At 59.1% G+C, this 22,509-nt stretch carries 27 protein-coding genes and 1 pseudogene; 10 read left to right on the forward strand and 18 right to left on the reverse strand.

Features of this window, described 5'->3' with window-relative positions; genetic code table 11:
• Nucleotides 1-718 precede the first annotated feature (718 nt).
• The gene (locus KSS91_RS13155; protein WP_217838401.1) at nt 719-1,777 is read right to left on the reverse strand and encodes an IS110 family RNA-guided transposase; all 1,059 of its coding nucleotides are present in this window, start codon (nt 1,775-1,777) and stop codon (nt 719-721) included.
• A gap of 175 nt (nt 1,778-1,952) precedes the next feature.
• Between KSS91_RS13155 and KSS91_RS13160 the strand changes: the two genes are divergently transcribed.
• Nucleotides 1,953-2,558 (forward strand): transglycosylase SLT domain-containing protein, encoded by a 606-nt coding sequence (locus KSS91_RS13160; protein WP_217838246.1) that lies wholly within the window; start codon nt 1,953-1,955, stop codon nt 2,556-2,558.
• A 122-nt stretch (nt 2,559-2,680) separates the two neighbouring features.
• Here KSS91_RS13160 and KSS91_RS13165 read toward each other — a convergent pair whose 3' ends face one another.
• Complete coding sequence (locus KSS91_RS13165) at nt 2,681-2,875, reverse strand: hypothetical protein (protein WP_217838247.1); 195 nt, start codon at nt 2,873-2,875, stop codon at nt 2,681-2,683.
• A 174-nt stretch (nt 2,876-3,049) separates the two neighbouring features.
• Here KSS91_RS13165 and KSS91_RS13170 point away from each other — a divergent pair.
• Nucleotides 3,050-3,304, forward strand: a pseudogene (locus KSS91_RS13170) (TetR/AcrR family transcriptional regulator); the annotation flags it as partial.
• A 16-nt stretch (nt 3,305-3,320) separates the two neighbouring features.
• Here KSS91_RS13170 and KSS91_RS13175 read toward each other — a convergent pair.
• The 8 genes from KSS91_RS13175 to KSS91_RS13210 all read right to left on the reverse strand — a co-directional run bounded on the left by KSS91_RS13175 (nt 3,321) and on the right by KSS91_RS13210 (nt 9,293).
• Nucleotides 3,321-3,605 (reverse strand): hypothetical protein, encoded by a 285-nt coding sequence (locus KSS91_RS13175; protein ID WP_041474854.1) that lies wholly within the window; start codon nt 3,603-3,605, stop codon nt 3,321-3,323.
• Nucleotides 3,606-3,812: 207 nt separating this feature from the next.
• The gene (locus tag KSS91_RS13180) at nt 3,813-4,043 is read right to left on the reverse strand and encodes a hypothetical protein (protein WP_007975977.1); all 231 of its coding nucleotides are present in this window, start codon (nt 4,041-4,043) and stop codon (nt 3,813-3,815) included.
• Between the two features lie 130 nt (nt 4,044-4,173).
• Nucleotides 4,174-4,395 carry a hypothetical protein gene (locus KSS91_RS13185; RefSeq protein ID WP_217838248.1) on the reverse strand — a complete coding sequence of 74 codons (222 nt, stop codon included), beginning with the start codon at nt 4,393-4,395 and terminating at the stop codon, nt 4,174-4,176.
• A gap of 72 nt (nt 4,396-4,467) precedes the next feature.
• On the reverse strand, nt 4,468-5,493 hold the full coding sequence (locus KSS91_RS13190; RefSeq protein ID WP_217838249.1) for a DNA topoisomerase IB: 1,026 nt from the start codon (nt 5,491-5,493) through the stop codon (nt 4,468-4,470).
• A gap of 75 nt (nt 5,494-5,568) precedes the next feature.
• The gene (gene modC, locus KSS91_RS13195) at nt 5,569-6,648 is read right to left on the reverse strand and encodes a molybdenum ABC transporter ATP-binding protein (protein WP_217838250.1); all 1,080 of its coding nucleotides are present in this window, start codon (nt 6,646-6,648) and stop codon (nt 5,569-5,571) included.
• A gap of 3 nt (nt 6,649-6,651) precedes the next feature.
• Nucleotides 6,652-7,332: a molybdate ABC transporter permease subunit gene (gene modB, locus KSS91_RS13200; RefSeq protein ID WP_015094922.1), complete on the reverse strand. Its 681-nt coding sequence runs from the start codon at nt 7,330-7,332 to the stop codon at nt 6,652-6,654.
• Nucleotide 7,333: 1 nt separating this feature from the next.
• Entirely contained in the window at nt 7,334-8,101 is a 768-nt protein-coding gene (gene modA, locus KSS91_RS13205; RefSeq protein ID WP_225923750.1) for a molybdate ABC transporter substrate-binding protein, read from the reverse strand.
• A gap of 124 nt (nt 8,102-8,225) precedes the next feature.
• A complete protein-coding gene (locus KSS91_RS13210) occupies nt 8,226-9,293 on the reverse strand; it encodes an NAD(P)H-dependent flavin oxidoreductase (protein ID WP_217838251.1) in 1,068 nt (355 codons plus the stop codon).
• A 213-nt stretch (nt 9,294-9,506) separates the two neighbouring features.
• Between KSS91_RS13210 and acuI the strand changes: the two genes are divergently transcribed.
• Nucleotides 9,507-10,490 (forward strand): acrylyl-CoA reductase (NADPH), encoded by a 984-nt coding sequence (gene acuI / locus KSS91_RS13215; protein WP_217838252.1) that lies wholly within the window; start codon nt 9,507-9,509, stop codon nt 10,488-10,490.
• Here the strand turns inward: acuI and ada are convergent, their stop codons facing one another.
• The 5 genes from ada to KSS91_RS13240 all read right to left on the reverse strand — a co-directional run bounded on the left by ada (nt 10,491) and on the right by KSS91_RS13240 (nt 13,642).
• Nucleotides 10,491-11,555, reverse strand: a complete 1,065-nt coding sequence (ada, locus tag KSS91_RS13220) for a bifunctional DNA-binding transcriptional regulator/O6-methylguanine-DNA methyltransferase Ada (protein ID WP_217838253.1) — start codon at nt 11,553-11,555, stop codon at nt 10,491-10,493. It lies immediately after the preceding gene.
• 87 nt (nt 11,556-11,642) lie between these two features.
• Nucleotides 11,643-12,323 (reverse strand): DNA oxidative demethylase AlkB, encoded by a 681-nt coding sequence (alkB, locus tag KSS91_RS13225; RefSeq protein WP_217838254.1) that lies wholly within the window; start codon nt 12,321-12,323, stop codon nt 11,643-11,645.
• Nucleotides 12,313-13,017, reverse strand: coding sequence for a 2OG-Fe(II) oxygenase (locus KSS91_RS13230; RefSeq protein WP_217838255.1), 705 nt, complete (start codon nt 13,015-13,017; stop codon nt 12,313-12,315). Before KSS91_RS13230 ends, alkB begins: the two co-directional genes overlap by 11 nt.
• A gap of 117 nt (nt 13,018-13,134) precedes the next feature.
• The gene (locus KSS91_RS13235) at nt 13,135-13,302 is read right to left on the reverse strand and encodes a hypothetical protein (protein WP_008020806.1); all 168 of its coding nucleotides are present in this window, start codon (nt 13,300-13,302) and stop codon (nt 13,135-13,137) included.
• A 37-nt stretch (nt 13,303-13,339) separates the two neighbouring features.
• Nucleotides 13,340-13,642 carry a DUF1883 domain-containing protein gene (locus tag KSS91_RS13240; protein WP_007912251.1) on the reverse strand — a complete coding sequence of 101 codons (303 nt, stop codon included), beginning with the start codon at nt 13,640-13,642 and terminating at the stop codon, nt 13,340-13,342.
• Nucleotides 13,643-13,843: 201 nt separating this feature from the next.
• On the opposite strand from KSS91_RS13240, the gene KSS91_RS13245 reads away from it, so the two are divergent.
• Entirely contained in the window at nt 13,844-14,200 is a 357-nt protein-coding gene (locus KSS91_RS13245) for a hypothetical protein (RefSeq protein WP_217838256.1), read from the forward strand.
• A gap of 72 nt (nt 14,201-14,272) precedes the next feature.
• Nucleotides 14,273-14,503 carry a hypothetical protein gene (locus KSS91_RS13250; protein ID WP_007975952.1) on the forward strand — a complete coding sequence of 77 codons (231 nt, stop codon included), beginning with the start codon at nt 14,273-14,275 and terminating at the stop codon, nt 14,501-14,503.
• Nucleotides 14,504-14,514: 11 nt separating this feature from the next.
• Here the strand turns inward: KSS91_RS13250 and KSS91_RS13255 are convergent, their stop codons facing one another.
• Nucleotides 14,515-14,796 (reverse strand): hypothetical protein, encoded by a 282-nt coding sequence (locus tag KSS91_RS13255; protein ID WP_217838257.1) that lies wholly within the window; start codon nt 14,794-14,796, stop codon nt 14,515-14,517.
• Nucleotides 14,797-14,933: 137 nt separating this feature from the next.
• On the reverse strand, nt 14,934-15,122 hold the full coding sequence (locus KSS91_RS13260) for a hypothetical protein (RefSeq protein ID WP_217838258.1): 189 nt from the start codon (nt 15,120-15,122) through the stop codon (nt 14,934-14,936).
• Between the two features lie 290 nt (nt 15,123-15,412).
• Here KSS91_RS13260 and galU point away from each other — a divergent pair, with 290 nt between their 5' ends.
• Together galU and gorA are read left to right on the forward strand one after the other, a co-directional pair.
• Complete coding sequence (gene galU / locus KSS91_RS13265; protein ID WP_007975949.1) at nt 15,413-16,252, forward strand: UTP--glucose-1-phosphate uridylyltransferase GalU; 840 nt, start codon at nt 15,413-15,415, stop codon at nt 16,250-16,252.
• Between the two features lie 130 nt (nt 16,253-16,382).
• Nucleotides 16,383-17,741, forward strand: coding sequence for a glutathione-disulfide reductase (gorA, locus tag KSS91_RS13270; RefSeq protein WP_217838259.1), 1,359 nt, complete (start codon nt 16,383-16,385; stop codon nt 17,739-17,741).
• On the opposite strand, the gene KSS91_RS13275 is transcribed toward gorA, so the two are convergent.
• A complete protein-coding gene (locus tag KSS91_RS13275) occupies nt 17,738-18,748 on the reverse strand; it encodes a DNA-binding protein (protein WP_217838260.1) in 1,011 nt (336 codons plus the stop codon). The two genes, gorA and KSS91_RS13275, sit on opposite strands and share 4 nt — an antisense overlap.
• Before the next feature lie 296 nt (nt 18,749-19,044).
• Here KSS91_RS13275 and KSS91_RS13280 point away from each other — a divergent pair, with 296 nt between their 5' ends.
• The 3 genes from KSS91_RS13280 to ahpF all read left to right on the forward strand — a co-directional run bounded on the left by KSS91_RS13280 (nt 19,045) and on the right by ahpF (nt 22,381).
• Nucleotides 19,045-19,983, forward strand: a complete 939-nt coding sequence (locus KSS91_RS13280) for a site-specific integrase (protein ID WP_217838261.1) — start codon at nt 19,045-19,047, stop codon at nt 19,981-19,983.
• A 138-nt stretch (nt 19,984-20,121) separates the two neighbouring features.
• Complete coding sequence (gene ahpC / locus KSS91_RS13285) at nt 20,122-20,685, forward strand: alkyl hydroperoxide reductase subunit C (RefSeq protein ID WP_217838262.1); 564 nt, start codon at nt 20,122-20,124, stop codon at nt 20,683-20,685.
• Between the two features lie 133 nt (nt 20,686-20,818).
• Complete coding sequence (ahpF, locus tag KSS91_RS13290; protein ID WP_217838263.1) at nt 20,819-22,381, forward strand: alkyl hydroperoxide reductase subunit F; 1,563 nt, start codon at nt 20,819-20,821, stop codon at nt 22,379-22,381.
• The last annotated feature ends 128 nt before the right edge of the window (nt 22,382-22,509 follow it).

Consider the following 22,509-nt stretch of genomic DNA (forward strand, 5'->3'; position numbering starts at 1 on the left):
GCAGGAGCTGGCTTGCCAGCGATGGTCGTTAACGATAACGCGGGTGAACTGGATAAACGCGGCGCGCTTGAGTCCATCGCCAGCAGGCTGGCTCCTACAGTTTCAGCGTGGGCACGGTCCCTTGTGGGAGTTGGCTTGCCAGCGATGGTCGTTAACGATAACGCGGGGGAGCTGGATGAACGCGGCGCACTGGAGTCCATCGCCAGCAGGCTGGCTCCTACAGTTTCAGCGTGGGCACGGTCCCTTGTGGGAGCTGGCTTGCCAGCGATGGGCGATAACGAAAACGCGTGTGAACTGGATAAACACGGCGCGCTTGAGTCCATCGCCAGCAGGCTGTCTCCTACAGTTTCAGCGTGGGCACGGTCCCTTGTGGGAGCTGGCTTGCCAGCGATGGTCGTTAACGATAACGCGTGTGAACTGGATGAACGCGGGGCACTTGAGTTCATCGCCAGCAGGCTGGCTCCTATGTATGGACTCGCCCCCACTTTCAACCTGCTTCTAAACACTGCTGCCCGGTTGCATCTATGTATCAGGCCTGTTTGAGGAAGCCTTGAACGGCTTCTGGCCAACATTGGATAAGCGCGCGGTATGCCGATTACAGTGAGGCCTCAAGGGCCGGTAGGAGCCCAGGCATCAATCCGCGACGGTCTGACCTGGGGTCAATGTTTTTTAGCATGGGTTGGAGCGGCTTAACGCCCCGGTGGCAGAACGCTATTGATCAGTGACTCATCGCCACCTCGGGGCCATTTCCCGGCCGGCGATGATAAGTCTGATCGTTTTGTAGTAGTACCCAGAGAATGCGCAGGTTGCGGTTGGCCAATCGCACTGCCGCCTCCTTGCGCCCCAGGCGGGAGATCCAACGCTGTAGACGTTGGTCGTCCGGCTGCTGTGAGTCAGATCGTATCTGCCTTAAAACAGCATGGGCTCCTTGGATCGTCAGACTGCGCAAGTAGGCATCGCCATGTTTGCACATCTTGCCCAGTCGGATTTTATCGCCGCTGCTGTGCTGGTTGGGCACCAACCCGAAGTACGCGGCAAACTGCCGGGCGTTGGCGAAGCGTTCAGGCTCGGTCTGCTTGGCCAGCAGCGCCGTGGCGATGATTGGACCAACACCGCGCACAGTCATCAGCCGCCTCGCTATCTCACTCTCTTTCGCCGCCGTTTCCAGTCGGCCGGTCAGTACGTTGACGCGTTCACCCAGTTGACTCCATTCACCCAGCAGTTCGGCGATCAGCTCGCGCAGTAGATCGGGCAATGGCTGGGTAACATCTTCCAATATCCGAGGCACGAGCTGGCTGATCGCCATTTCGCCCTGCGCCAGAGCCACGCCATGTTCCAGCAGCAAACCGCGCATCTGATTGCCCACCGCCGTGCGTCGCCGTATATATCCCTGTCGAGCTCGGTGCAGTGCCTGCATCGCGAGCGCCGCCGGGCTCTTGACCGGAACGGCTGAAATCGTGCTATCGCGGCCTGCACGTAGGATAGCGAACGCATCGTTGTGATCATTTTTCGGGCCACAGCGATGTTTGGCAACAAGCTGGGCCGGCAGGATGCGGACCGGATTGCCCTGTATTTGCAGTAACCGCGCCCACGCCTGAGCGCCTGGCCCGGTTTCCACCAAGACCGTCACACTCTCGGGAAGCTTGTGCAGAAATACCTGGAAGGCCTCGCGGGACTTGATTCGATCCTCGAATTTTACCTGGCCGAGAGCATCCTCCCCGGCGACCTGAAAGACCTTTTTTGCAAGATCTACCGCAACGGTCGTGCACGCCGACACGTCGGCTGACAAAGACTGATTGAACATCGTATGCTTTTTCATGGCCTCGCCCTCGCTGTCGTTGGCTTCTATAAGAATGCCACCGCGGCGCACAGACGCCTCGGCTTGGGCGAGTCCATTTAATTACAGTAGTTACCCGGGATTGTGCGAAAAACCTTATTTTTGAGCGTGATGAATGACACAACGAAATATTTTGCTGTTGGCTTTGTTGTTCATGTTTTTGACAGGTTGCACAACGACTCCACCCAAGGATCAAGACAATCTCTGCAGTATTTACCGTGAATATCCAGACTGGTACGAGGACTCGCTGGAAATGCAGAGTGAGTATGGGACGCCTCTGCATGTGGCCATGGCCATCATGAAGCAGGAAAGCAGCTACGTGGCGGACGCATTGCCGCCGCGTGACTACCTGCTCTGGGTGATTCCCTGGGGGCGAGTCAGTTCGGCCTATGGTTATGCGCAGGCTCAGGACCCGGTGTGGGGTGAGTACAAGGACAGTACTGGCAACGGCGGTTCACGTGACAGTTTCGACGACGCGATCATGTTTATCGGCTGGTACACCACTGGCACGCAACGTCAGCTCGGAATCTCCAAATGGGACACCTACAATCAGTACCTGGCTTATCACGAGGGGCGTGGGGGCTTTAGCCGCAACTCCTATCGCAGTAAGCCGTGGCTGATGCAGGTTGCCCGGAAAGTGCAAAAGCAATCGGAGATTTACAACGCCCAACTCAAGCAGTGTCGCCAGGCGCTGGAAGATGATCGCGGTGGGTGGTTCTAGCGCGGCAGAGACTCCGCTAGCGGGCGTTATGCGGGATCAAGGGCTTGCCAGCGAAAGCCGATGCAAGCCCTTGCGGTTTCTGCGCCATCATTTCTTTCTTGATGGTGGTTGCCGGATTTTTTTCAGGAAGCCGGGCCGGTCTTGCGACGATCGTTGCCGGTCGGGTTGCCGGTGTTGTTCAGCCTTCTTTCCTGCAACACGTTTTCCAACGCCTGGCGGTCTGACGGGGTCAATTGATCCTCTCGCTCCTTGAGTTCCAGCAGGATCGGGGTGGACCACTGGCGGTAGGTTTGTTCGGCACTACGATTGAGTGACATGCGTTTTCTCCTTGATCAGGCTCCTGCCAATTAAGGCGCCGCAGTTCGATACGCAAGAGACCCTAGCCGACGAACCCTGTTCTCGCCAATGCATTACATCGTACGCCCATTTCCCCAGATGCCCGCAGCCGCCGTGCGCTGCACGTAGTCGCTGAAATCGCGGGCCGTCCGTCGAACTCCGTCATCCGAACGCTCGCCGAACGCTACAACGCTCAGAGCCGTCATCGCATTGAACAGGGATTGGAGGCTGTCGAGGATGCCCAGGGGTTGCAGGCCGCCTATTGGCAGTTGCTTTTGATCTGGCACCTGGGCGAGGCGACCATGCGGCTGGCTGTCACTTGTATGCCAGAGGAAGGGCGCGCGCTGGTCGAGGCATTCAAGCGCATGTCCCTGCGCGAGGTCATGGAGCCAGCGTGCAGGGACATCTGATCGCAGTAAAAGCTGCCTAAACGAAAGGTTGGCCGGCAAATCCCCGTGGCAGTCGTTGCAGACCGGCCATCGCGGTCAGTCGTTCGGTCCAGGCTGAACGCCAGTTATCGGCGGTGTGCACGGCTTTGGCTTTGCGTGCTGCGCGGCGGGCAGCGTTGCGTTCGGTCTTGCGGGCTTCTTTGTAGGCGTCGGTGTTTCGGCAGCTTCTGCATTTCACCCGATTGAGTTCGCGGGTCGATACCAGGTTGTTGCCGTGGTGACCGCAGGCCAGGTGCCCGCTGACTTTGAAATGAGTGACCATTGGAACGTCTCCTTGGTGACGTGTGATCGGTTGACCCCACGTGAGCGGTGACGTTCGATTGGTTTTGCGCAACAAAAAATCCCGGCACGAGGTCGGGTTTCAAGAGAGGGTGAAAACTCGGCAGGCAGCCAGCTGTCCGGAGGCGTCAGTGCCACCGGTCATGCTGCCCGAATCGGGCCTGTCCTCTTACCGCGAATCCGTGGCGGATCATCTGAACCGAGGCAGAGGCCGGTCGACAGGCTGGAGAGAAGATAGCGTGTGCCGGATCAGCGGCGTGTCCTTCTCGATGTCATTCAGGCGATCACGAATTCTGAGGGCGGTGGGGTGTCCGCCTTGATGATCGACCCAGTCGGCGATTTCCTTGCAGGCCGCAGCCAAGCGCGCCTGACGGGAGTCCAGCAAGGTGAGCAGGGTGGTGATGGACTCTTTTTCGGACATGGGAGACACCTCCGTTCAAGAAACCTGGAGTGGCAGCAAAAAGCCCGCCGGGAGCGAGCTTTCTGCCGTTGGGGTCGCTGTTCCTTCAGCCATTTCAGTATAGACCCGTTAAAAAATGGTGACAGGCCCCTCAACTTTGTCGGGCTGTCACTTGTGATTTGGCGTTCAACTGCCGGCAAACACGCAGAGCGTCTTCTTCAGTGTCGTAGCCATCTCCGATAAAACCTTGGGTGCGGGTATCGGCGATGCGATACCAGACTGCGGCATCCGGAGGCAGATGGTCATTTTCACCCGCACGACGGCCATGAATGATGATCTTGTTACAACGCTTCACGACGAAAATGTCTTCCATGGCGTCTCCGCAGCGGATTCGTGTTCAGTTCAACTATAGAAGTCATTGGTGATCGTGCAAAAAATAGGCAGGTCAATTCGTCGGTTCAGGCGCGGCGGGCATTCTCTCAAGGAAGATCGCCAGCCCGACCTCCTCGGCCGATAGCCCCTTGCGCGCCCTGGTCCTTGGCAGTTGCGCCAGATCACCGAGAACAAAGCCATCCAGCACTGCCGGGTGGATATAGCATTTGCGGCACACCGCCGGGGTATTGCCGAGCTGCCTGGCAACATTCTTGACCATTTCCACCAGGTGCCGCCTGGCTTCTGTTTCAGGCTCCCACTGCAGTTTGCGCAACATCGCCAGAGCCAGGACGCTGCCGGCCCAGGTGCGGTAATCCTTGGCGGTGAAATCGGCGCCGGTGAGGGTTTGCAAATAGCTGTTGATGTCGGATGAACTGACGGTGTGCCGGTCTCCGTTTTCATCCAGATACTGAAACAGGTTCTGCCCGGGAATGTCCTGGCAGCGTTTGATGATCCGCGCCAGTCTTCGGTCTTTCACGGTGATCTGGTGTTCGACGCCACTTTTACCGCGGAACTGGAACAGGATGGCACTGCCGTTGATCTCCACATGGCGGCTGCGCAAGGTCGTCAGGCCGTAGGAGCGGTTGTCCCGGGCATATTGGCTGTTGCCGATACGGATCAACGTCGTGTCCAGCAGGGTGATGACCGTGGCCATGACTTTGTCGCGACTGAATCCCGGTGCCGCCAATTCGGCTTCCAGTCGCTGACGCAGTTTCGGCAAGGCCAGCCCGAACTCACGCAGGCGCAAGTATTTGTCGGCGTCGCGCACCTCCCGCCAGCGCGGATGATAACGGTATTGTTTGCGACCCCGGGCATCTCGGCCGGTGGCCTGCAGGTGCCCGCATGGATCGGCGCAGATCCACACCTGGGTATAGGCGGGTGGCACCGCGAGTGCGTTGAGGCGTTTGATCGCCTCCGGGTCGGTGATGCGCTGGCCCGCCGGGTTGAAATAGGCGAATCTTCCGCGCAGTTTCCTGCGGGTGATGCCCGGCTGAGTGTCATCGACATAATGCAGGTCAGGTGGCAGTGCGTCGGGCATGATAGGCGTCCAGGGCGAGGAATCACGGGGCGTTACAGCCATGGACCGCGCCCCGCTGCAGTCGTGCCGGCGGATTTACGCCAGCACCGCGACCGCTTTGATGAGTGCCCAGAGTTGCTGGCCAGGGTGGATGTTCAGGTGATCACGGGAATAACGCGTGATCCGCGCCAGCAGCGGCGTTCCGGCCGCATCCAGGCGAATCAGCACATGGGCGGCGTTGTCGGCGTTCATTTCACTGACCACGGTGACCGGCAGGCGATTGAGAATGCTGCTTTGCCCGGCACTGTGCAGGTTCAGGCTGACATCCCGCGCCTGGACCTTGCAACGCAGTGCCTGGCCTGCATCCATGGGCGTATGCGGTACTCGAATGTTGAGGCTGGTGCCGGGCAATTGCAGGCTCAGCAATTGATAGTCGGCGTCATAGGCGCTGACGCGGCCTTCGATCACCACGCCGGCGTCGTCCCCCATGGCCAGAGGCAAGTCGAGGCGCGCCAGGGTCTGGCCGATCGGGCCGCTGGCCAGTGCCTTGCCGTTGCTGAGCAACACGATATGGTCGGCCAGCCGCGCGACCTCATCCTGGGAGTGGCTGACGTACAGCACCGGAATGTCGAGTTCGTCGTGCAGGCGTTGCAAGTAGGGCAGGATTTCACTTTTGCGTTGGGCATCCAGCGCGGCCAGTGGCTCGTCCATCAACAATAGTTTCGGGCTGGTGAGCAAGGCGCGGGCGATACCGACGCGCTGTCGTTCGCCGCCCGAAAGGTGTTGCGGGCGCCGATCCAGCAAATGGCTGATGCCCAGCAACTCGCTGGCGTGGGCCATGTCGACCCGACGCTGCGGCTTCGGGATGCGCTTGAGGCCAAACTCCAGGTTGGCCAGCACCGACAGATGAGGAAACAGACTGGCTTCCTGGAACACGTAGCCCAGCGCGCGTTTGTACGGCGCGACGAAAACCTTGTTTGCGCTGTCTTGCCAGACTTCATCGTTGACCTGGATAAAAACCTGATCGGCTCGTTCCAGGCCGGCGATGCAGCGCAGGCAAGTGGTCTTGCCCGAACCGGAATGACCGTAAAGTGCTGTGACGCCACGGCCCGGCAGTTGCAGGTCGACGTCCAGGGCGAAGCCCGGGTAATCCAGTTTCAGGCGCATATAAATCATCGGTCAGCTCCAGCCCGCTTTGGTTTTTCGGCTGGAATACAGCGCCAGCAAGACGACAAACGAGAACACCAGCATCGCCCCGGCCAGCCAATGGGCCTGGGCGTATTCCATGGCTTCGACGTGATCGTAGATCTGCACCGAGACCACGCGGGTCTTCTCGGGAATATTGCCACCGATCATCAGCACTACGCCGAACTCGCCGACGGTGTGGGCGAAACCGAGAATGGCGGCGGTAATGAAACCGGGGCGTGCCAGGGGCAGCGTCACGCTGAAAAAGGTGTCCCAGGGATTGGCCCGCAGCGTCGCGGCCACTTCGAGGGGGCGCGTGCCAATGGCGGAAAAAGCGTTTTGCAGCGGCTGGACGACAAAGGGCATCGAATACAACACCGAACCGATGACCAGCCCTGCAAAACTGAACGTGAGGGTGCCAAGGCCGAGTGATTGGGTGAACTGGCCAATGAACCCGTGAGGGCCTAGCGCCAGCAACAGATAAAAACCGATCACGGTTGGTGGCAGCACCAGGGGCAGGGCGACAATCGCCCCTACCGGGCCGCGCAACCAGGAGCGGGTGCGCGAAAGCCATAGCGCAATCGGAGTGCCGACAATCAGCAGGATGACGGTCGTCAGGGACGCCAGTTTCAGGGTCAGCCAGATGGCGGAAAAATCGGCACTCGATAGCGACATTTTAGATTTCGTAGCCGTAGGACTTGATGACAGCTGCCGCTTTCGGGCCCTTGAGGTAGTCAACCAATGCCTTGGCGGCCGGGTTGTCCTTGCCCTTGTTGAGAATCACAGCGTCCTGTTTGATCGGGTCGTGCAGGCTGGCCGGAACGATCCAGGCCGAACCGCTGGTGATCATGCCGTCCTTGTAGATCTGCGACAGGGCGACAAAACCCAGCTCGGCGTTGCCGGTGGAGACGAACTGATAGGCCTGGGTGATGTTCTGGCCTTCAACGATCTTGTCCTTGACCTTGTCGGTCAGACCTTCTTTGGCCAGCACCTGGGTTGCCGCGAGGCCGTAAGGCGCAGCCTTCGGATTGGCAATGGACAGGTGCTGGTATTCGTTCTTTCTCAGCACATCGCCCTTGGCATCGACGTAGCCTTCCTTGGCCGACCATAGCGCCAGGGTGCCGACTGCGTAGGTGAAGCGCGAACCCTTGACGGTGTCGCCTTCAGCCTCGAGTTTTTTCGGGGTGCTGTCGTCTGCCGAGAGGAACACTTCGAACGGCGCGCCGTTTTTGATCTGGGTGTAGAACTGGCCGGTGGCACCAAAGGCGGTGACCAGTTTATGCCCGGTATCCTTTTCGAAACCAGCGGCAATGGCCTGGATGGGCGCGGTGAAGTTGGCAGCGACAGCCACCTGGACTTCGTCCGCCTGGGCTGAGCCGAAGGCAAATATGGCGAGCAGGCTCGTGAGGCACGCAGGGGCAAAACGTGAGACGCGAATGGACATGAAACGGCTCCGTTAAAGGCAATTGCAGCAAGGGTAAATCGTTATGTACATAAATATATAGCGAATTGCCTTTTAACGGAATGTATTGCCAAAGAACTGTATACAATTTTGACGAAAGTGAAGCTCAGGGGCGACCCAGCAGCCTCGCCAGTCCTTCTTCAGCCAGTTTTCGAGTCAGCGCCTCGGTGGTCAATTCAACGCCGAGAGTAAATGCCTGGCCGGCCCAGAGGTTGCTGAAGTCCGCTTCACCTTTGGCCCGCAACGGCATCAACGCGCCACCGGCCAAAGGGAAGGCCGGAGCCTTGGCGCTCATGGGCCCCAGTTCACGCATCACCCGGTTAAGGATGCCCCGGGCCGGGCGACCGGTGAACACGTTGGTAACCGCCGTCTCGCTTTCCCTGGCGGTGCGCAACGCTTTGTGATGGGACGGGCTGACCTTGGCCTCCGGGGTGAACAGGTACGCGGTGCCCACCTGTACCGCCGAAGCGCCCAGCATGAAGGCGGCGGCGACGCCTCGTGCATCAGCGATGCCGCCAGCGGCAATCACCGGCACTTTCACTGCATCGACGACTTGTGGCACCAGGGCGAACGTGCCCACCTGGCTGCTCAGGTCATCGCTGAGGAACATCCCGCGATGGCCTCCAGCCTCAAAACCCATGGCAATGATCGCATCGCAACCGTGCTGCTCCAGCCACACGGCTTCTTCGACAGTGGTGGCCGAGGACAACACTTTCGCACCGGTGGCTTTGACCCGGTCCAGCAGGGTTTTTTCCGGCAGGCCAAAGTGAAAGCTCACCACTTCAGGGCGAAACTCTTCGATCACTTGGCAGGCCGCGTCATCGAACGGCGCCCGATTGGACACGGGGGTTGGCGCAGCGAAATCGGCACCGAGTTCCTGGTAGTAGGGCTGCAGCAGGTTTTTCCAGTCCTGCGCGCGTTGCTCATCAGGGGCTGGAGGCTGATGACAGAAGAAATTGACGTTGATCGGGCGCCGGGTGTGTTGGCGGATGGTTTTCAGCTCTTCGCGCAGTTGATCGATGCTGAGCATCGCCGCGGGCATCGAGCCGAGGCCGCCGGCATTGCAGGCCGCAATCACCATGGACGAGTTTGTGGCACCGGCCATCGGCCCCTGAATGATCGGCAGTTCGATCCCGAGCAGGTCAAGAATGCGGGTATCTGGCCATTGGTTCATGTGCTGTATTCTCCGACGTTGAAGCAGGGCAGGGACGGTAGAACAGGATTTGTAACGCAACGATTGGCGCAAGGCCAGTCGTCATTTGAGTTCACCGGGCTTTCTTCGGTGCCCGACGGGTCGGTTGATTGGCTTAAAGTCGGGTACGACAATCCGTTGCCATGTGTTATTTCAAATGCACCACAACCCGACTGATTCCATTGAGAGGCCTTAATGTTCAAAGGTATTTTGATCGACAAAGACGACAGCGGTTACCGGGCCACACTGCAAGAGATCCAGGACGATCAGTTACCCGAGGGCGATGTCACGGTGCGTGTCGCCTATAGCACGCTGAACTTCAAGGATGGCCTGGCGATCACCGGCAGCAGTCCGGTGGTGCGCAAATTCCCGATGGTGCCGGGCATCGATCTGGCCGGTGTGGTCGAGGTCAGCGGGCATCCTGACTACAAGGTCGGTGACCATGTCCTGCTCAATGGCTGGGGCGTAGGGGAAGGGCATTGGGGCGGCCTGGCGCAGAAAGCTCGTCTGAACGGTGACTGGCTGATCCCGCTGCCCAAGGCATTCACCGCCGCCCAGGCGATGGCCATCGGTACGGCGGGCTACACGGCCATGTTGTGCATTATGGCTTTGGAACATAACGGTGTGACGCCCGGGCAGGGTGAAATCCTGGTCACCGGCGCCAACGGTGGCGTCGGCAGTTTCGCCATCGCGTTGTTGAGCAGGCTCGGCTACCGGGTGGTCGCGTCCACCGGACGTACGTCGGAGCACGACTACCTGAAGCAACTGGGCGCCAGCGAAATCATCGATCGCGCCACCTTGTCCGAGCCGGGCAAACCCTTGGCCAAGGAGCGCTGGGCGGCCGTCATCGATTCGGTCGGCAGCCACACCCTGGCCAATGCGTGCGCCAGCACCAAGGCCAATGGCACCGTCGCGGCCTGCGGTTTGGCGCAGGGCATGGACTTTCCGGCGTCCGTTGCGCCATTCATCCTGCGCGGTGTGACCCTGGCCGGCATCAACAGCGTGACCCAGCCCAAAGCCAAACGCGTGGAGGCCTGGAGTCGCCTGGCCAAGGACCTGGACTTCAACCTGTTGCCGTTGATCAGTCACGAAATTGGCTTGAGCGAAGCCATCGAGGCCGCACCGCGCTTGCTTGCCGGGCAGTTGCGCGGGCGCGTGGTGGTGGATGTGAATCGCTGATTAGCGCGATTCGCGCTCCAGCAACTGGCGTTTGCGCTCGACGCCCCAGCGATAGCCCGAGAGATTGCCATCGCTGCGCACCACGCGATGGCACGGGATCGCCACGGCCAGGCTGTTCGCGCCGCAGGCTTGAGCGACGGCGCGAACGGCTTTGGGCGAACCGATGCGTAGCGCGACATCGGCGTAGCTCGCCGTGCTGCCGACAGGAATCTCCCGCAGCGCTTGCCAGACCCGTTCCTGGAATGCGGTGCCACGCACGTCCAATGGCAGGTCCAGGCCAATCGCCGGGGCCTCAATAAAGCCGACGACCTTGGCAATCAACGCTTCGAACGCCTGATCGGCGCCAATCAAATTGGCGCGCCGGAACTTGTCTTGCAGATCACAGACCAGTTGGTGCGGATCATCGCCGAGCAAAATCGCGCAAACCCCGCGTTCACTCTGCGCCACCAGAATCGCCCCCAGCGAACACTGGCCGACGGCAAAACGAATGTCGTTGTTTTGCCCGGCAGCGCGGTAGTCCCCGGGCTTCATTCCGAGCAGTTGGTCTGCCGCTTCATAAAACCGGCTGTTGGAGTTGAAGCCGGCGTCATACAGGGCATCGGTCACCGAGCCGCCGTCTGCCAGGCGCTCGCGCACCTTGCGTGAGCGATGGGCATCGGCGTAGCCCTTGGGCGTCAGGCCGGTGACGGCTTTGAACACACGATGGAAATGGAAGCTGCTCAATCCCGCAGCTTCGGCCAATTCGCCCAGGGTGGGCAGCGTTTCGGCGCTTTCAATCTGGCGGCAGGCAGCGGCCACTGTGGCGGCATGCTGCGCAGCGAGTTCGCTCTGATCCTTTGCCGCGCGCTTGCTCGGACGATAACCCGCGGCCCGGGCCAGTTCGGCGCTATCGAAGAATTCGACATTCTGTGGCTTGGGCAGGCGCGCGAGGCTGCTGGGGTTGCAGTAGATGCCTGTGGTCTTCACGGCATAGACAAACTGCCCGTCAGCCTTGGGATCGCGCGCGACCACGGCGGCCCAGCGCGGATCGTTTTCGGTGGTGATCTTGGTCGATCGGGTTGTCATGGCGTCACGTCCTTTGAGGAGTTGCCTGCACATTAACCATGGGGCAATTCCCACACACTCCGGCGCTTGCGGTCAAATTCGAAGTCTTCATCCGGCGGTGCGGAAGGTGAAGTTGATGCGTTGCTCGCCCAGTCTTGGGTGAAGGCCGTCCTTGATCGGCAATACGCCGTGATAACGCAGGCGATCCACGCCACCCCAGACCACGATGTCACCATGCAGCAGGGGGATGCGCTGGCTTTTGTCACTGCGTGCAAAGCCGCCGAACAGGAAGATCGCCGGCAAGCCCAGCGATACCGAAACGATGGGGGCTGCGTAGGAATGTTCGTCCTTGTCTTGATGCAATGACATTTTTGCCCCGGGGATGTAGCGGTTGATCAGGCAGGAATCGGGCACAAAACCGCTGAAACCCGCTGCCAGTGCCGCCGCTTGTGCCAGTTGGAGAAACACTTCGGGCATCATTGGCCAGGGCTGACCGGTCTGAGGATCGTGACGGGTGTAGCGGTATCCGGTGCGGTCCGTGGTCCAGCCGAATGTGCCGCAACTGCTCAGGGCGACCGACATGGTAAAGCCGCCGGGCGTGACCATCTGCCGAAACGGCGCGGCCGCCAGCACCGCCTCCAGCGCGGGCAGCAAACGCTCGAACCAGGGCAGGGCAAAACCTCTGAGCACCCAGGATTGTTCGCCGATCTGCTCGCGCCGGGGCTCTTGCTCGGGCTCTGCATCGGCAAACAGATCGAAAGTCAGCGGGTACATGGACTCATGTCGCATCGTGAAAGATGATTCCAAGGGTATGCCGTTTGCCGCTGTGCAGGCGACTCACGCCGTGGCGCAGGGTCACGCGGTAGTAACCGCGAGTGCCTTTGACCGGCCGCTGGTTGACGGCAAAGATCAGCCCGTCACCTTTCTTCAGGTCGATGACCATCGGGCGTGACTGCATGCGCGGGCGTTGTTCGGTCATGACAAATTCGCCGCCGGTGAAGTCTTGGTCGGGGTCCGACAGCAGAATCGCCACTTGCAACGGGAAAACATGCTCACCGTACAGATCCTGATGCAGGCAGTTGTAGTCCTGCGGACCATATTGCAGCAATAAGGGTGTCGGACGGTTCTGACCAGCGGCATGACAGCGCTCGAGGAAGGCGGGGTGAGTGTCAGGAAAACGCTGCGGCAAGCCCATTTGTTCATGCCAGCGATTGGCGATGGGCACCAGGCGCGGGTAGAGCGCGCTGCGCAAGCGAGTCACAAGGTCCGGCAACGGGTAGCTGAAATACTTGTACTCGCCGCGGCCGAAGCCGTGACGAGCCATCACCACGTGCGAGCGAAAGGGTTCGGTCCGGGGGTACAGGGCGCTGACCTGATCACAAGCCTTGTGGCTCAGCAGTGAAGGGATGACGGCGTAACCGTCCAGGTCAAGTTGCTGTTCCAGCCGGGGCCAGTCCAGCCGGTCCAGATACTGCTCGCTCATTGCCGGGCCTCTTGTGGTTGAGGTGGCCAGTCTGCAAGACATTGATGGAGCAGGCACTCCGGCGCTTGCGGTCGAACTGCGAACGGGAGCCGACGTCCATTGTCGCTCCGGATTGAGTTACAGCGCTTTGCTGACGCTGATTTCGCTGATGACGTCGTCCGGTCCATGAATGGCGTCCAGCGCCGCTTTGGCTTCTTCTGCGGTGCCGTTTTCAAGCTGAGCAAACTCGAAGCGGCGCTCACCGTTGAGTTTGTATTTGATTACGTACTTGGTCGTTTGGGCCACGGTCGTATCTGCCTGTCTTGTGTTTCGGGTGTGCTGATCAGCTCAGTTTCGTGCTGGAACGGCGAATGATTTTGATCGAATGCGTCAGGGTGGGCTTGCGCGTCACGCTGATAGCGCGGCGGTTGACGGTGTCGATCGTGATGTTCCAGAAACCGGTGCTGGGGGCGGTGATGCGCGCCGGAAACGTGTCGAACGCTCCGCCGTGATAGGTGTGACGGCCGCCATTCTTGAAGCTGCGGAAGTTGGCGTCGTTCATCAAACGGATGTTGCACATTTGGGAGCATTGAATGACGACGATGTCGTCTTCATTGAGGTGCTCGCGCTGATGGATAAATTTCATGGGGCGCCTCCAGAAGGGCTTTTTCTACAAAATCAAAACGATAGCATGGGCGATGGGCGCAGTTTATCAGCCTGAAGGCCTTATTATCCGGTCGCTTTGACAATTAAAAACGCTAATTTCACCTTTGATGAGCGATAAAGCAGTTTGCCTCGGAGAAAAAACGCATCTGCGTTGTCCGAGCCTCTTTATCGGAGGTTTTGTATGAAGTGGGGTTTGTGGGTTGTTTCGCTGGCGGCATTGGTGAGTGGTTGTGCGAACGTCTCTGACATCAATGAGTCACTGCCGACCATGAGCGTGATTTCTGGCAAGAACCCCCATGAATATGCGCAATGCCTCAGCGAAAAACTGACCGACAGCCGTGGCGCCTTGCAAGTCGAGCCGCACAAGGATGGCCTGCGTGTGATTGTGCCGCTCAAGTTTTCCACGGGGCCGTCAGCCGTATTCGACATTGAAGAGCGCTCGGGTGGTAGCAGCATCAAGCTGCACGAAAGCATGTCCAACGTCCCGGTGCGTCCAAAGGATGTACAGAAGGCTGCCACCGAGTGCATTTCCGGCTGATAAACTATCGACCAACAGCACCGATGCCGCCAAAGCCTGTTTTTGGCGGCATCGTCATTTCTGGAGTCGACTATGAAACGAGAGCAGGTCCGGGAGCGCCATGCAGAGGGACTTATCTCTGCCACCCATGTGATCCAGAATCCGGCGGAACTGGGGGAGTGGATCGTGTTTTTCAAGAAAAGCGCCGGGCGCAGCTATTTCCTGGTGGATGACAATGATGAAGTCGAGTCCTTCGGCAAGCTCGACGATCTGATTGAAACGGTGCGCGGACTCGGGATCAGGTTCGCCGAAATTCATCTGTAGGGCCGGGCGCCCTATTTGCAGACCACCACGACGCTGCGGTTCTTGTAATTGCCGATATCGGCGCCGAGGGTTTTTTCACTGACCTTGAGCGCTGGCGTGCCGTCGGTACCGACAATCCGGTAGCCGGTACCTGCACAGGAGGCATCGGCCTTTTCGTAGCAGGCGGCCCAGGAATTCGCCTCTCCCGAGCAGTCGATCGTCAGACCCTGCTCTCCGTTGCCCAGGTAGGTTTCTTTCGACGTTGCGCAGCCGCTCAGGGCCAATACCGCTAGCAAAGGCAAAATTTTATTCATGGTTTGATCATCGTCAGGGGGGTGGGCTAAGGCTGAGACAGCGTCGGAGTCAAAAGGTTATAGCCAAAGGCCACTTCTTTTTCGGAGTTCATAAAAAAGCCCTGCGCCATGGCAGGGCTTTTCGCATCGTACGTCGATCAGCTCTTGTCCTTGCCGCGTCGCTTGGGTTCCGGATGCTCAAGCTCCAGCACCGAGGCCACTTCGATTGCCAAGGCTTCGGAAGGGAAAGGCCCGGCGATATTTTCACCGGTGACACTGGCCACCCACCATTGGCCGTCTTTCACCTTGTTGATCAGGAATCCGTTGACGCTTTTTTCTTGCGACATCTATTTGCCTCGTTGTCTGGTTCAATCGCGCCATGATACCGGCAAACGCACGCAACGGGGGCCGATGGGCGTATGGTGATGGGTTCCGGGCGGTAGAAAACCGTGCATTTGCGCCAGTCTCTGCTATGCATAAGAGGCTGTGCAATCGCCTGTGCAACCTCGCAGGGAACTATCCGCCAGAATAATTCTCTATGTTGGCATCAGTTAGCCAGCGCGGGGGCATTGTAAGGTGCACGCCGCCTGATTAGACTGCGCCGAAACTCGTACACACAGCCCTTTCAAGGACTTTTATGATCAAGAAATGCTTGTTCCCAGCAGCCGGTTACGGTACTCGCTTCCTGCCAGCGACTAAAGCCATGCCCAAAGAAATGCTGCCGGTGGTGAACAAGCCACTGATCCAGTACGGCGTCGAAGAAGCACTGGATGCCGGCTTGAACGAAATCTCCATCGTCACAGGTCGCGGCAAGCGCGCCCTGGAAGACCACTTCGACATCAGCTACGAGCTGGAAAACCAGATCAAGGGCACCGACAAGGAGAAATACCTGGTCGGCATCCGTCGCCTGCTGGATGAGTGCTCGTTCTCCTACACTCGCCAGACAGAAATGAAAGGCCTGGGTCATGCGATCCTGACCGGTCGCCCGCTGATCGGCGACGAGCCGTTCGCCGTGGTGTTGGCGGATGACCTGTGCGTCAACCTGGAAGGAGACGGCGTACTCAAGCAAATGGTCAAGCTGTACAAACAGTATCGCTGCACCATCGTCGCGATCATGGAAGTGGACCCGCAGGAAACCAGCAAGTACGGCGTGATTGCAGGCGACCTGATTGGTGACGACCTGTACCGCGTGCGCAACATGGTCGAGAAACCAAAGCCGGAAGATGCCCCGTCGAACCTGGCGATCATCGGTCGTTACATCATGACGCCGGACATCTTCAGCCTGATCGAACAAACCGAGCCAGGCAAAGGCGGCGAGATCCAGATCACCGACGCCCTGATGAAACAGGCGCAGGATGGATGCGTGATTGCCTACAAGTTCAAAGGCAAGCGTTTCGACTGCGGTGGCGCTGAAGGCTATATCGACGCGACCAACTTCTGCTTCGAGAACTTCTACAAGACGGGCAAGGCTTACTGATAGCTGGTGACCTGTTTGTATCGAAAAGCCACCTTCGGGTGGCTTTTTCATTTTCCGGCCTCATATCGTGTTCAGCGCTTGCTCCACAAATGTCCGCAGGTATGCTGGTCACCTGCCGAGGAGATTGAAAATGGCCTACGATTTTGACCTTTATGTGATTGGTGCCGGTTCCGGCGGTGTGCGGGCTGCGCGGTTTGCCGCCGGGTTTGGCGCGAAAGTGGCGGTGGCCGAGAGTCGCTACCTGGGCGGCACCTGTGTGAACGTCGGCTGCGTGCCGAAAAAATTGCTGGTCTACGGTGCGCACTTCGCCGAGGACTTCGAGCAGGCATCCGGTTTTGGCTGGAGCCTGGATGAAGCGCAGTTCGATTGGGCTACGCTGATCGCCAACAAGGACCGCGAGATCAATCGCCTCAATGGCATTTATCGCAACCTGCTGGTCAACAGCGGCGTCACCTTGCATGAGGGGCACGCGAAGATCGTCGATCCGCATCAGGTCGAGATCAATGGCGAGCGCTTTACCGCCAGGAACATCCTGATCGCGACCGGTGGCTGGCCACAGATTCCGGAGATTCCGGGGCACGAGCATGCCATCAGTTCCAACCAGGCGTTCTTCCTCAAAGAGCTGCCCAAGCGGGTGTTGGTGGTGGGCGGTGGCTACATTGCCGTCGAGTTCGCCGGGATCTTCCATGGTCTGGGTGCCGAGACCACGTTGCTGTATCGCGGCGAACTGTTCCTGCGCGGCTTTGACGGTTCGGTGCGCAAGCACTTGCAGGAAGAGTTGACCAAGCGTGGCATGAACCTGCAATTCAATGCGGACATCGAGCGCATCGACAAGCAGGCCGATGGCAGCCTGAAAGTCACGCTCAAGGACGGCCGCCAGCTGGAAACCGATTGTGTGTTCTACGCCACCGGGCGTCGTCCGATGCTGGACAATCTCGGGCTGGAAAACACCGGGGTCAAGCTCGACAAGAAGGGCTTTGTCGAGGTCGATGAGTTGTATCAGACCGCCGAGCCGTCGATCCTGGCGCTGGGCGATGTGATCGGTCGTGTTCAGCTGACACCGGTCGCGCTGGCTGAAGGCATGGCGGTTGCGCGACGTCTGTTCAAGCCTGAGCAGTATCGTGCGGTGGATTACAAGATGATCCCGACGGCAGTGTTCAGCCTGCCGAACATCGGCACCGTCGGTTTGACCGAAGAAGAGGCCCGCGAAGCCGGCCACGACGTGCAGATCTTCGAAAGCCGCTTCCGGCCAATGAAGCTGACCCTGACAGAGTGCCAGGAGCGCACGCTGATGAAGCTGGTGGTGGATGCCAAGACCGACAAGGTATTGGGTTGCCACATGGTCGGCCCCGAGGCCGGTGAAATCGTCCAGGGCCTGGCGATTGCCTTGAAGGCCGGTGCCACCAAGCGCGACTTCGACGAAACCATCGGCGTGCACCCGACGGCCGCCGAAGAGTTCGTCACCATGCGCACGCCGGTCGCCGGTTAATCGTCCTTCGCTGCGTCTGCCGCTGCCGCAAGGGTTGCGGCCAGACGTACGCGTTCTTCCAGATCCGTCCGGGTCCTGGTCAGTTCAATTTCCAGTGACTTGCTGAGCTGCGACTGCTCATCGACGTTCTGCTTGAGTGCCTGACTTTCCAGCAAGGCGACGCGCAGGCGTTCCTGGAGGAGGGTGCGCTCGCCGTCGACGCGGGTGGCCTGTTCCAGCAACTGATCCTGGCGGGTATTGCTTTGCTTGAGCTGTTCCTGCAGCAGACTCAGCTCGCGCAGTGTGCCGCGGTTTTCAGTCAGCAAGCGTTCGTTGTCGCGGTGCAACTGGGTGATTTCATCCTGGCGTACCAGTGCGCTTTGTTGTGCCTGGCGCAGTTCCATCTGTAGCTGTTGCACCTGGCCTTCGTGGCGACTCATTTCCTGTTCGCGCTGTTCCTTGACCGCATTGCGGTAGTGCTCCAGTGCGTCGCGTGTGTGCAGGTGCTTTTCCTCAAGGGAGCGGATCTGCTCGTCCTTGTCTTTCAAGCGCAATTCGAAATCGGCCAGCGCCTGGTTCATCCCGGCGTTACGGGTTTGCTCCGTTTGCAGCATGGCGCGGGTTTCTTGCAGGGCCTCGGATTCCTGAGTCAGTGCCAGGCTCTGGAACTCGTATTGCTGGTGCAGTTCGCTGTTGGCCTCTTGCGCTTCGTCGAGCTGTTTTTCCAGCGCCTTGCGTTGTTCCTCGTACTGCGTGCGCGCCTGGTCGATGGGTTCCTGCGCTTGCTCCTTGAGCCGTTGTGCGAGCCGCGCCACCAGCGCCATCAGTTCGTCGTCAATCGGTTCCGCTGGCGCTTCAACCGTCTCGTTCCTGTCATCGAGCTCTTTGAGGTAGCGATGAATCGTGGTTTTCGAGCCGGTATTGCCCATTTCGATCCGTACGGCATCGATGCTGGGGTTTTCGCCGCGGGCGAGGATCGCCAACCGAGCGGCTTGCACCACCGCTTTATTTACACCGCCGCGTGCCATGAGATCTCCCGGGTTTTGATAATGTGGTACGTACCACGAAAATACATATTGTACCATTCAATTTATAAAGTTAAATACTGAATGCAATTAACACGGGATATACTGGTATTACCCCGTGTGATAGCAGTTTCGAGGTATTCCTCGCGCTATTTCCGTACACAAACACGTGCAGGAGCGAGCTTGCTCGCGATGACCCCAAGACCGCCGCGGGGCACCTGCCAACCAGCGTCATCGTTAACGATCATCGCGAGCGAGCTCGCTCCTACAGTCAGTCGGTCAAAACAGGTTCATGCCCTATGAGCGATCTGGATCGCTATCTGCAAGCCGCAACTCGCGACAACACCCGTCGCAGCTATCGGGCAGCCATCGAACACTTCGAAGTCACGTGGGGCGGGTTTCTGCCGGCAACCGGCGACAGCGTGGCGCGTTATCTGGTGGCGCATGCCGGGGTGTTGTCGATCAATACGTTGAAACTGCGCTTGTCGGCCTTGGCGCAGTGGCACAACAGCCAGGGTTTTGCCGACCCCACCAAGGCGCCGGTGGTGCGCAAGGTGTTCAAGGGCATCCGCGCGTTGCACCCGGCCCAGGAAAAACAGGCCGAACCCTTGCAGCTTCAACACCTGGAGCAGGTGGTCAGTCGTCTGGAGCTGGAAGTGCAAATCGCAAAGGCCGAAGGCGACCGACCGGGATTGCTGCGGGCCAGGCGCGACATGGCGTTGATCCTGCTGGGCTTCTGGCGCGGCTTTCGCAGCGACGAGTTGTGCAGGCTTCAGGTTGAACACGTGCAGGCCAGCGCCGGTTCCGGCATCAGCCTCTATCTGCCGCGCAGCAAGGGTGATCGCGACAACCTCGGCAAGACTTATCAGACGCCGGCCTTGCAGCGGTTGTGCCCGGTGCAGGCTTACATCGCATGGATCACCGAAGCGGCACTGATTCGTGGGCCGGTGTTTCGTGGCATCGATCGCTGGGGGCATCTGGGTGAGGAGGGGTTGCACGCCAACAGCGTGATTCCCTTATTGCGCCAGGCGCTGGAGCGCGCAGGCATTGCCGGCGAACTCTACACCAGCCATTCCTTGCGCCGTGGCTTTGCGACCTGGGCGCATCAAAGTGGCTGGGATCTGAAGTCGCTGATGAGTTATGTGGGCTGGAAGGACATGAAGTCGGCCATGCGCTACATCGAAGCCAGTCCGTTCCTGGGGATGGCGCGCCTCACGGAAAAGCCGATTGAGTCCTAGAGATCGTTTTCTTCTATAAATACAGTCGGCTAATAGCTAAAGCCAATCAGCAGCATCAGGTTTGCCAATGAGCCTTCCGTTCGTCGAGTGGGTAAAGTTCTCTCCATCAACTTCTTAACCCCTGACGGAGAGTCAACGATGCCTATCATCAACAGCCAAGTTAAACCGTTCAAAGCTGACGCATTCAAAAATGGCGACTTCGTAAAAGTCTCGGACGCTGACCTGAAAGGCAAGTGGTCTGTAGTGTTCTTCTACCCGGCCGACTTCACCTTCGTCTGCCCGACCGAGCTGGAAGACCTGGCTGACAACTACGACGCCTTCCAGAAACTGGGCGTCGAGATCTATAGCGTTTCCACCGACACTCACTTTGCCCACGCTGCCTGGCACAACACTTCGCCAGCCATCGGCAAAATCCAGTACACCATGATCGGCGACCCGACCCACGCCATCACCCGCAACTTCGACGTGCTGATCGAAGAAGCAGGTCTGGCTGACCGTGGCACCTTCGTGATCAACCCGGAAGGCCAGATCAAGATCGTTGAACTGAACGACGGCGGTGTAGGCCGTGACGCTTCCGAGCTGCTGCGCAAAATCAAGGCTGCCCAGTACGTCGCTGCTCACCCGGGCCAGGTTTGCCCTGCCAAGTGGAAAGAAGGCGAGGCCACTCTGGCACCGTCCCTGGACCTGGTCGGCAAGATCTAAGTCTGTGACGCGCTTCATCAGGGCGGACTTCCGCACCTTCTAAGCAAGCTGCACCGCCCAATAAAAACGCCCGGGCGAGATTCGCTCGGGCGTTTTTTTATGTCTTCGCAAAAGCAAAAAGGAAATCGCCCGTATGTTGGACACCAATCTTAAAGCCCAGTTGAAATCGTACCTGGAACGGGTCACCCAGCCAATCGAGATCGTTGCTTCCCTCGACGACGGTGCGAAATCCCAGGAAATGCTCGAACTGTTGAGAGACGTTGCCAGTCTTTCCACCCAGATTACTTTGCTCGACAACGGTGATGATGCACGCAAGCCATCGTTCTCGATCAATCGCCCGGGAGCCGACATCAGCCTGCGTTTTGCCGGCATCCCGATGGGCCACGAATTCACTTCGCTGGTGCTGGCCTTGCTGCAAGTCGGCGGTCATCCGTCCAAGGCCAGTGTCGAGGTGATCGAACAGATCCGTTCGCTCAAAGGCGAGTTCAACTTCGAGACTTACTTCTCGCTGTCGTGCCAGAACTGCCCGGACGTGGTCCAGGCGCTGAACCTGATGGCGGTACTGAACCCGAACATTCGCCACGTCGCCATCGACGGTGCACTGTTCCAGGCTGAAGTCGATGAGCGCCAGATCATGGCGGTCCCAAGTATCTACCTCAATGGTGTGAATTTCGGTCAGGGCCGCATGGGCCTGGAAGAAATCCTCGCGAAGATCGACACCAGCGGCATTGAGCGTCAGGCCGAGAAAATCAGCGCCAAGGACGCCTTTGACGTACTGGTAGTCGGCGGTGGCCCGGCCGGTGCTTCGGCGGCCATCTATGCGGCTCGTAAAGGCATTCGCACCGGTGTCGCGGCCGAGCGTTTTGGTGGTCAGGTGCTGGACACCATGGCCATCGAAAACTTCATCTCGGTGCAGGAAACCGAAGGGCCGAAACTGGCCGTGGCCCTGGAAGAACACGTCAAACAGTACGACGTGGACATCATGAATCTGCAACGTGCCGACAAACTGGTGCCCGGCAAAAATGGCGAGCTGCACCAGATTCACTTCGCCAGTGGCGCATCGCTCAAAGCCAAAAGCGTGATTCTGGCGACTGGAGCGCGGTGGCGTGAAATGAACGTCCCGGGCGAGCAGGAATACCGCAACAAAGGCGTGGCGTACTGCACGCACTGCGACGGCCCGCTGTTCAAGGGCAAGCGCGTGGCAGTCATTGGCGGCGGTAACTCCGGCGTCGAGGCGGCCATCGACCTGGCGGGCATCGTGTCCCACGTCACGCTGCTGGAGTTCGACGTTCAGTTGCGCGCCGATGCGGTGTTGCAGCGCAAGTTGCACAGCCTGCCGAACGTCACCGTGATCACCAGTGCGCAAACCACCGAAGTCACCGGCGACGGCCAGAAGGTCAACGGCCTGCGCTACAAGGATCGCCAGAGCGACGAAGTGCGCAGCGTGGAGCTGGAAGGGATCTTTGTGCAGATCGGTTTGCTGCCCAACACCGATTGGCTCAAAGGCACGATTGAGCTGTCACCCCGTGGCGAGATCATTGTTGACGCTCGCGGTGAAACGTCGGTGCCGGGTGTGTTCGCCGCCGGCGACGTGACCACTGTGCCGTACAAGCAGATCGTGATTGCGGTGGGCGAGGGCGCCAAGGCTTCGCTAAGCGCCTTCGATCACCTGATCCGCACGTCCGCCCCGGCATAAAACCCGGCGCTGAAAACACAAAACCCCATGAGCGATAATGGGGTTTTTTGTGCCTTGCACATCACCAATGTGGGAGCGGGCTTGCTCGCGAAGGCGGTGTATCAGACGACATTTTTGTTGACTGACAC

Origin of the sequence: Pseudomonas azerbaijanorientalis (genome assembly GCF_019139795.1) — a bacterium.
Classification (GTDB): Bacteria; Pseudomonadota; Gammaproteobacteria; order Pseudomonadales; family Pseudomonadaceae; genus Aquipseudomonas; species Aquipseudomonas laurylsulfatiphila.

Bases quoted from the DNA above. Each gene is read 5' to 3' on its own strand.
- KSS91_RS13160 (WP_217838246.1), top strand. From the start codon at position 1,953: ATGACACAACGAAATATTTTGCTGTTGGCTTTGTTGTTCATGTTTTTG.
- KSS91_RS13165 (WP_217838247.1), bottom strand. From the start codon at position 2,875: ATGTCACTCAATCGTAGTGCCGAACAAACCTACCGCCAGTGGTCCACC.
- KSS91_RS13175 (WP_041474854.1), bottom strand. From the start codon at position 3,605: ATGGTCACTCATTTCAAAGTCAGCGGGCACCTGGCCTGCGGTCACCAC.
- KSS91_RS13180 (WP_007975977.1), bottom strand. From the start codon at position 4,043: ATGTCCGAAAAAGAGTCCATCACCACCCTGCTCACCTTGCTGGACTCC.
- KSS91_RS13185 (WP_217838248.1), bottom strand. From the start codon at position 4,395: ATGGAAGACATTTTCGTCGTGAAGCGTTGTAACAAGATCATCATTCAT.
- KSS91_RS13190 (WP_217838249.1), bottom strand. From the start codon at position 5,493: ATGCCCGACGCACTGCCACCTGACCTGCATTATGTCGATGACACTCAG.
- modC (WP_217838250.1), bottom strand. From the start codon at position 6,648: ATGATTTATATGCGCCTGAAACTGGATTACCCGGGCTTCGCCCTGGAC.
- modB (WP_015094922.1), bottom strand. From the start codon at position 7,332: ATGTCGCTATCGAGTGCCGATTTTTCCGCCATCTGGCTGACCCTGAAA.
- modA (WP_225923750.1), bottom strand. From the start codon at position 8,101: ATGTCCATTCGCGTCTCACGTTTTGCCCCTGCGTGCCTCACGAGCCTG.
- KSS91_RS13210 (WP_217838251.1), bottom strand. From the start codon at position 9,293: ATGAACCAATGGCCAGATACCCGCATTCTTGACCTGCTCGGGATCGAA.
- acuI (WP_217838252.1), top strand. From the start codon at position 9,507: ATGTTCAAAGGTATTTTGATCGACAAAGACGACAGCGGTTACCGGGCC.
- ada (WP_217838253.1), bottom strand. From the start codon at position 11,555: ATGACAACCCGATCGACCAAGATCACCACCGAAAACGATCCGCGCTGG.
- alkB (WP_217838254.1), bottom strand. From the start codon at position 12,323: ATGCGACATGAGTCCATGTACCCGCTGACTTTCGATCTGTTTGCCGAT.
- KSS91_RS13230 (WP_217838255.1), bottom strand. From the start codon at position 13,017: ATGAGCGAGCAGTATCTGGACCGGCTGGACTGGCCCCGGCTGGAACAG.
- KSS91_RS13240 (WP_007912251.1), bottom strand. From the start codon at position 13,642: ATGAAATTTATCCATCAGCGCGAGCACCTCAATGAAGACGACATCGTC.
- KSS91_RS13245 (WP_217838256.1), top strand. From the start codon at position 13,844: ATGAAGTGGGGTTTGTGGGTTGTTTCGCTGGCGGCATTGGTGAGTGGT.
- KSS91_RS13250 (WP_007975952.1), top strand. From the start codon at position 14,273: ATGAAACGAGAGCAGGTCCGGGAGCGCCATGCAGAGGGACTTATCTCT.
- KSS91_RS13255 (WP_217838257.1), bottom strand. From the start codon at position 14,796: ATGAATAAAATTTTGCCTTTGCTAGCGGTATTGGCCCTGAGCGGCTGC.
- KSS91_RS13260 (WP_217838258.1), bottom strand. From the start codon at position 15,122: ATGTCGCAAGAAAAAAGCGTCAACGGATTCCTGATCAACAAGGTGAAA.
- galU (WP_007975949.1), top strand. From the start codon at position 15,413: ATGATCAAGAAATGCTTGTTCCCAGCAGCCGGTTACGGTACTCGCTTC.
- gorA (WP_217838259.1), top strand. From the start codon at position 16,383: ATGGCCTACGATTTTGACCTTTATGTGATTGGTGCCGGTTCCGGCGGT.
- KSS91_RS13275 (WP_217838260.1), bottom strand. From the start codon at position 18,748: ATGGCACGCGGCGGTGTAAATAAAGCGGTGGTGCAAGCCGCTCGGTTG.
- KSS91_RS13280 (WP_217838261.1), top strand. From the start codon at position 19,045: ATGAGCGATCTGGATCGCTATCTGCAAGCCGCAACTCGCGACAACACC.
- ahpC (WP_217838262.1), top strand. From the start codon at position 20,122: ATGCCTATCATCAACAGCCAAGTTAAACCGTTCAAAGCTGACGCATTC.
- ahpF (WP_217838263.1), top strand. From the start codon at position 20,819: ATGTTGGACACCAATCTTAAAGCCCAGTTGAAATCGTACCTGGAACGG.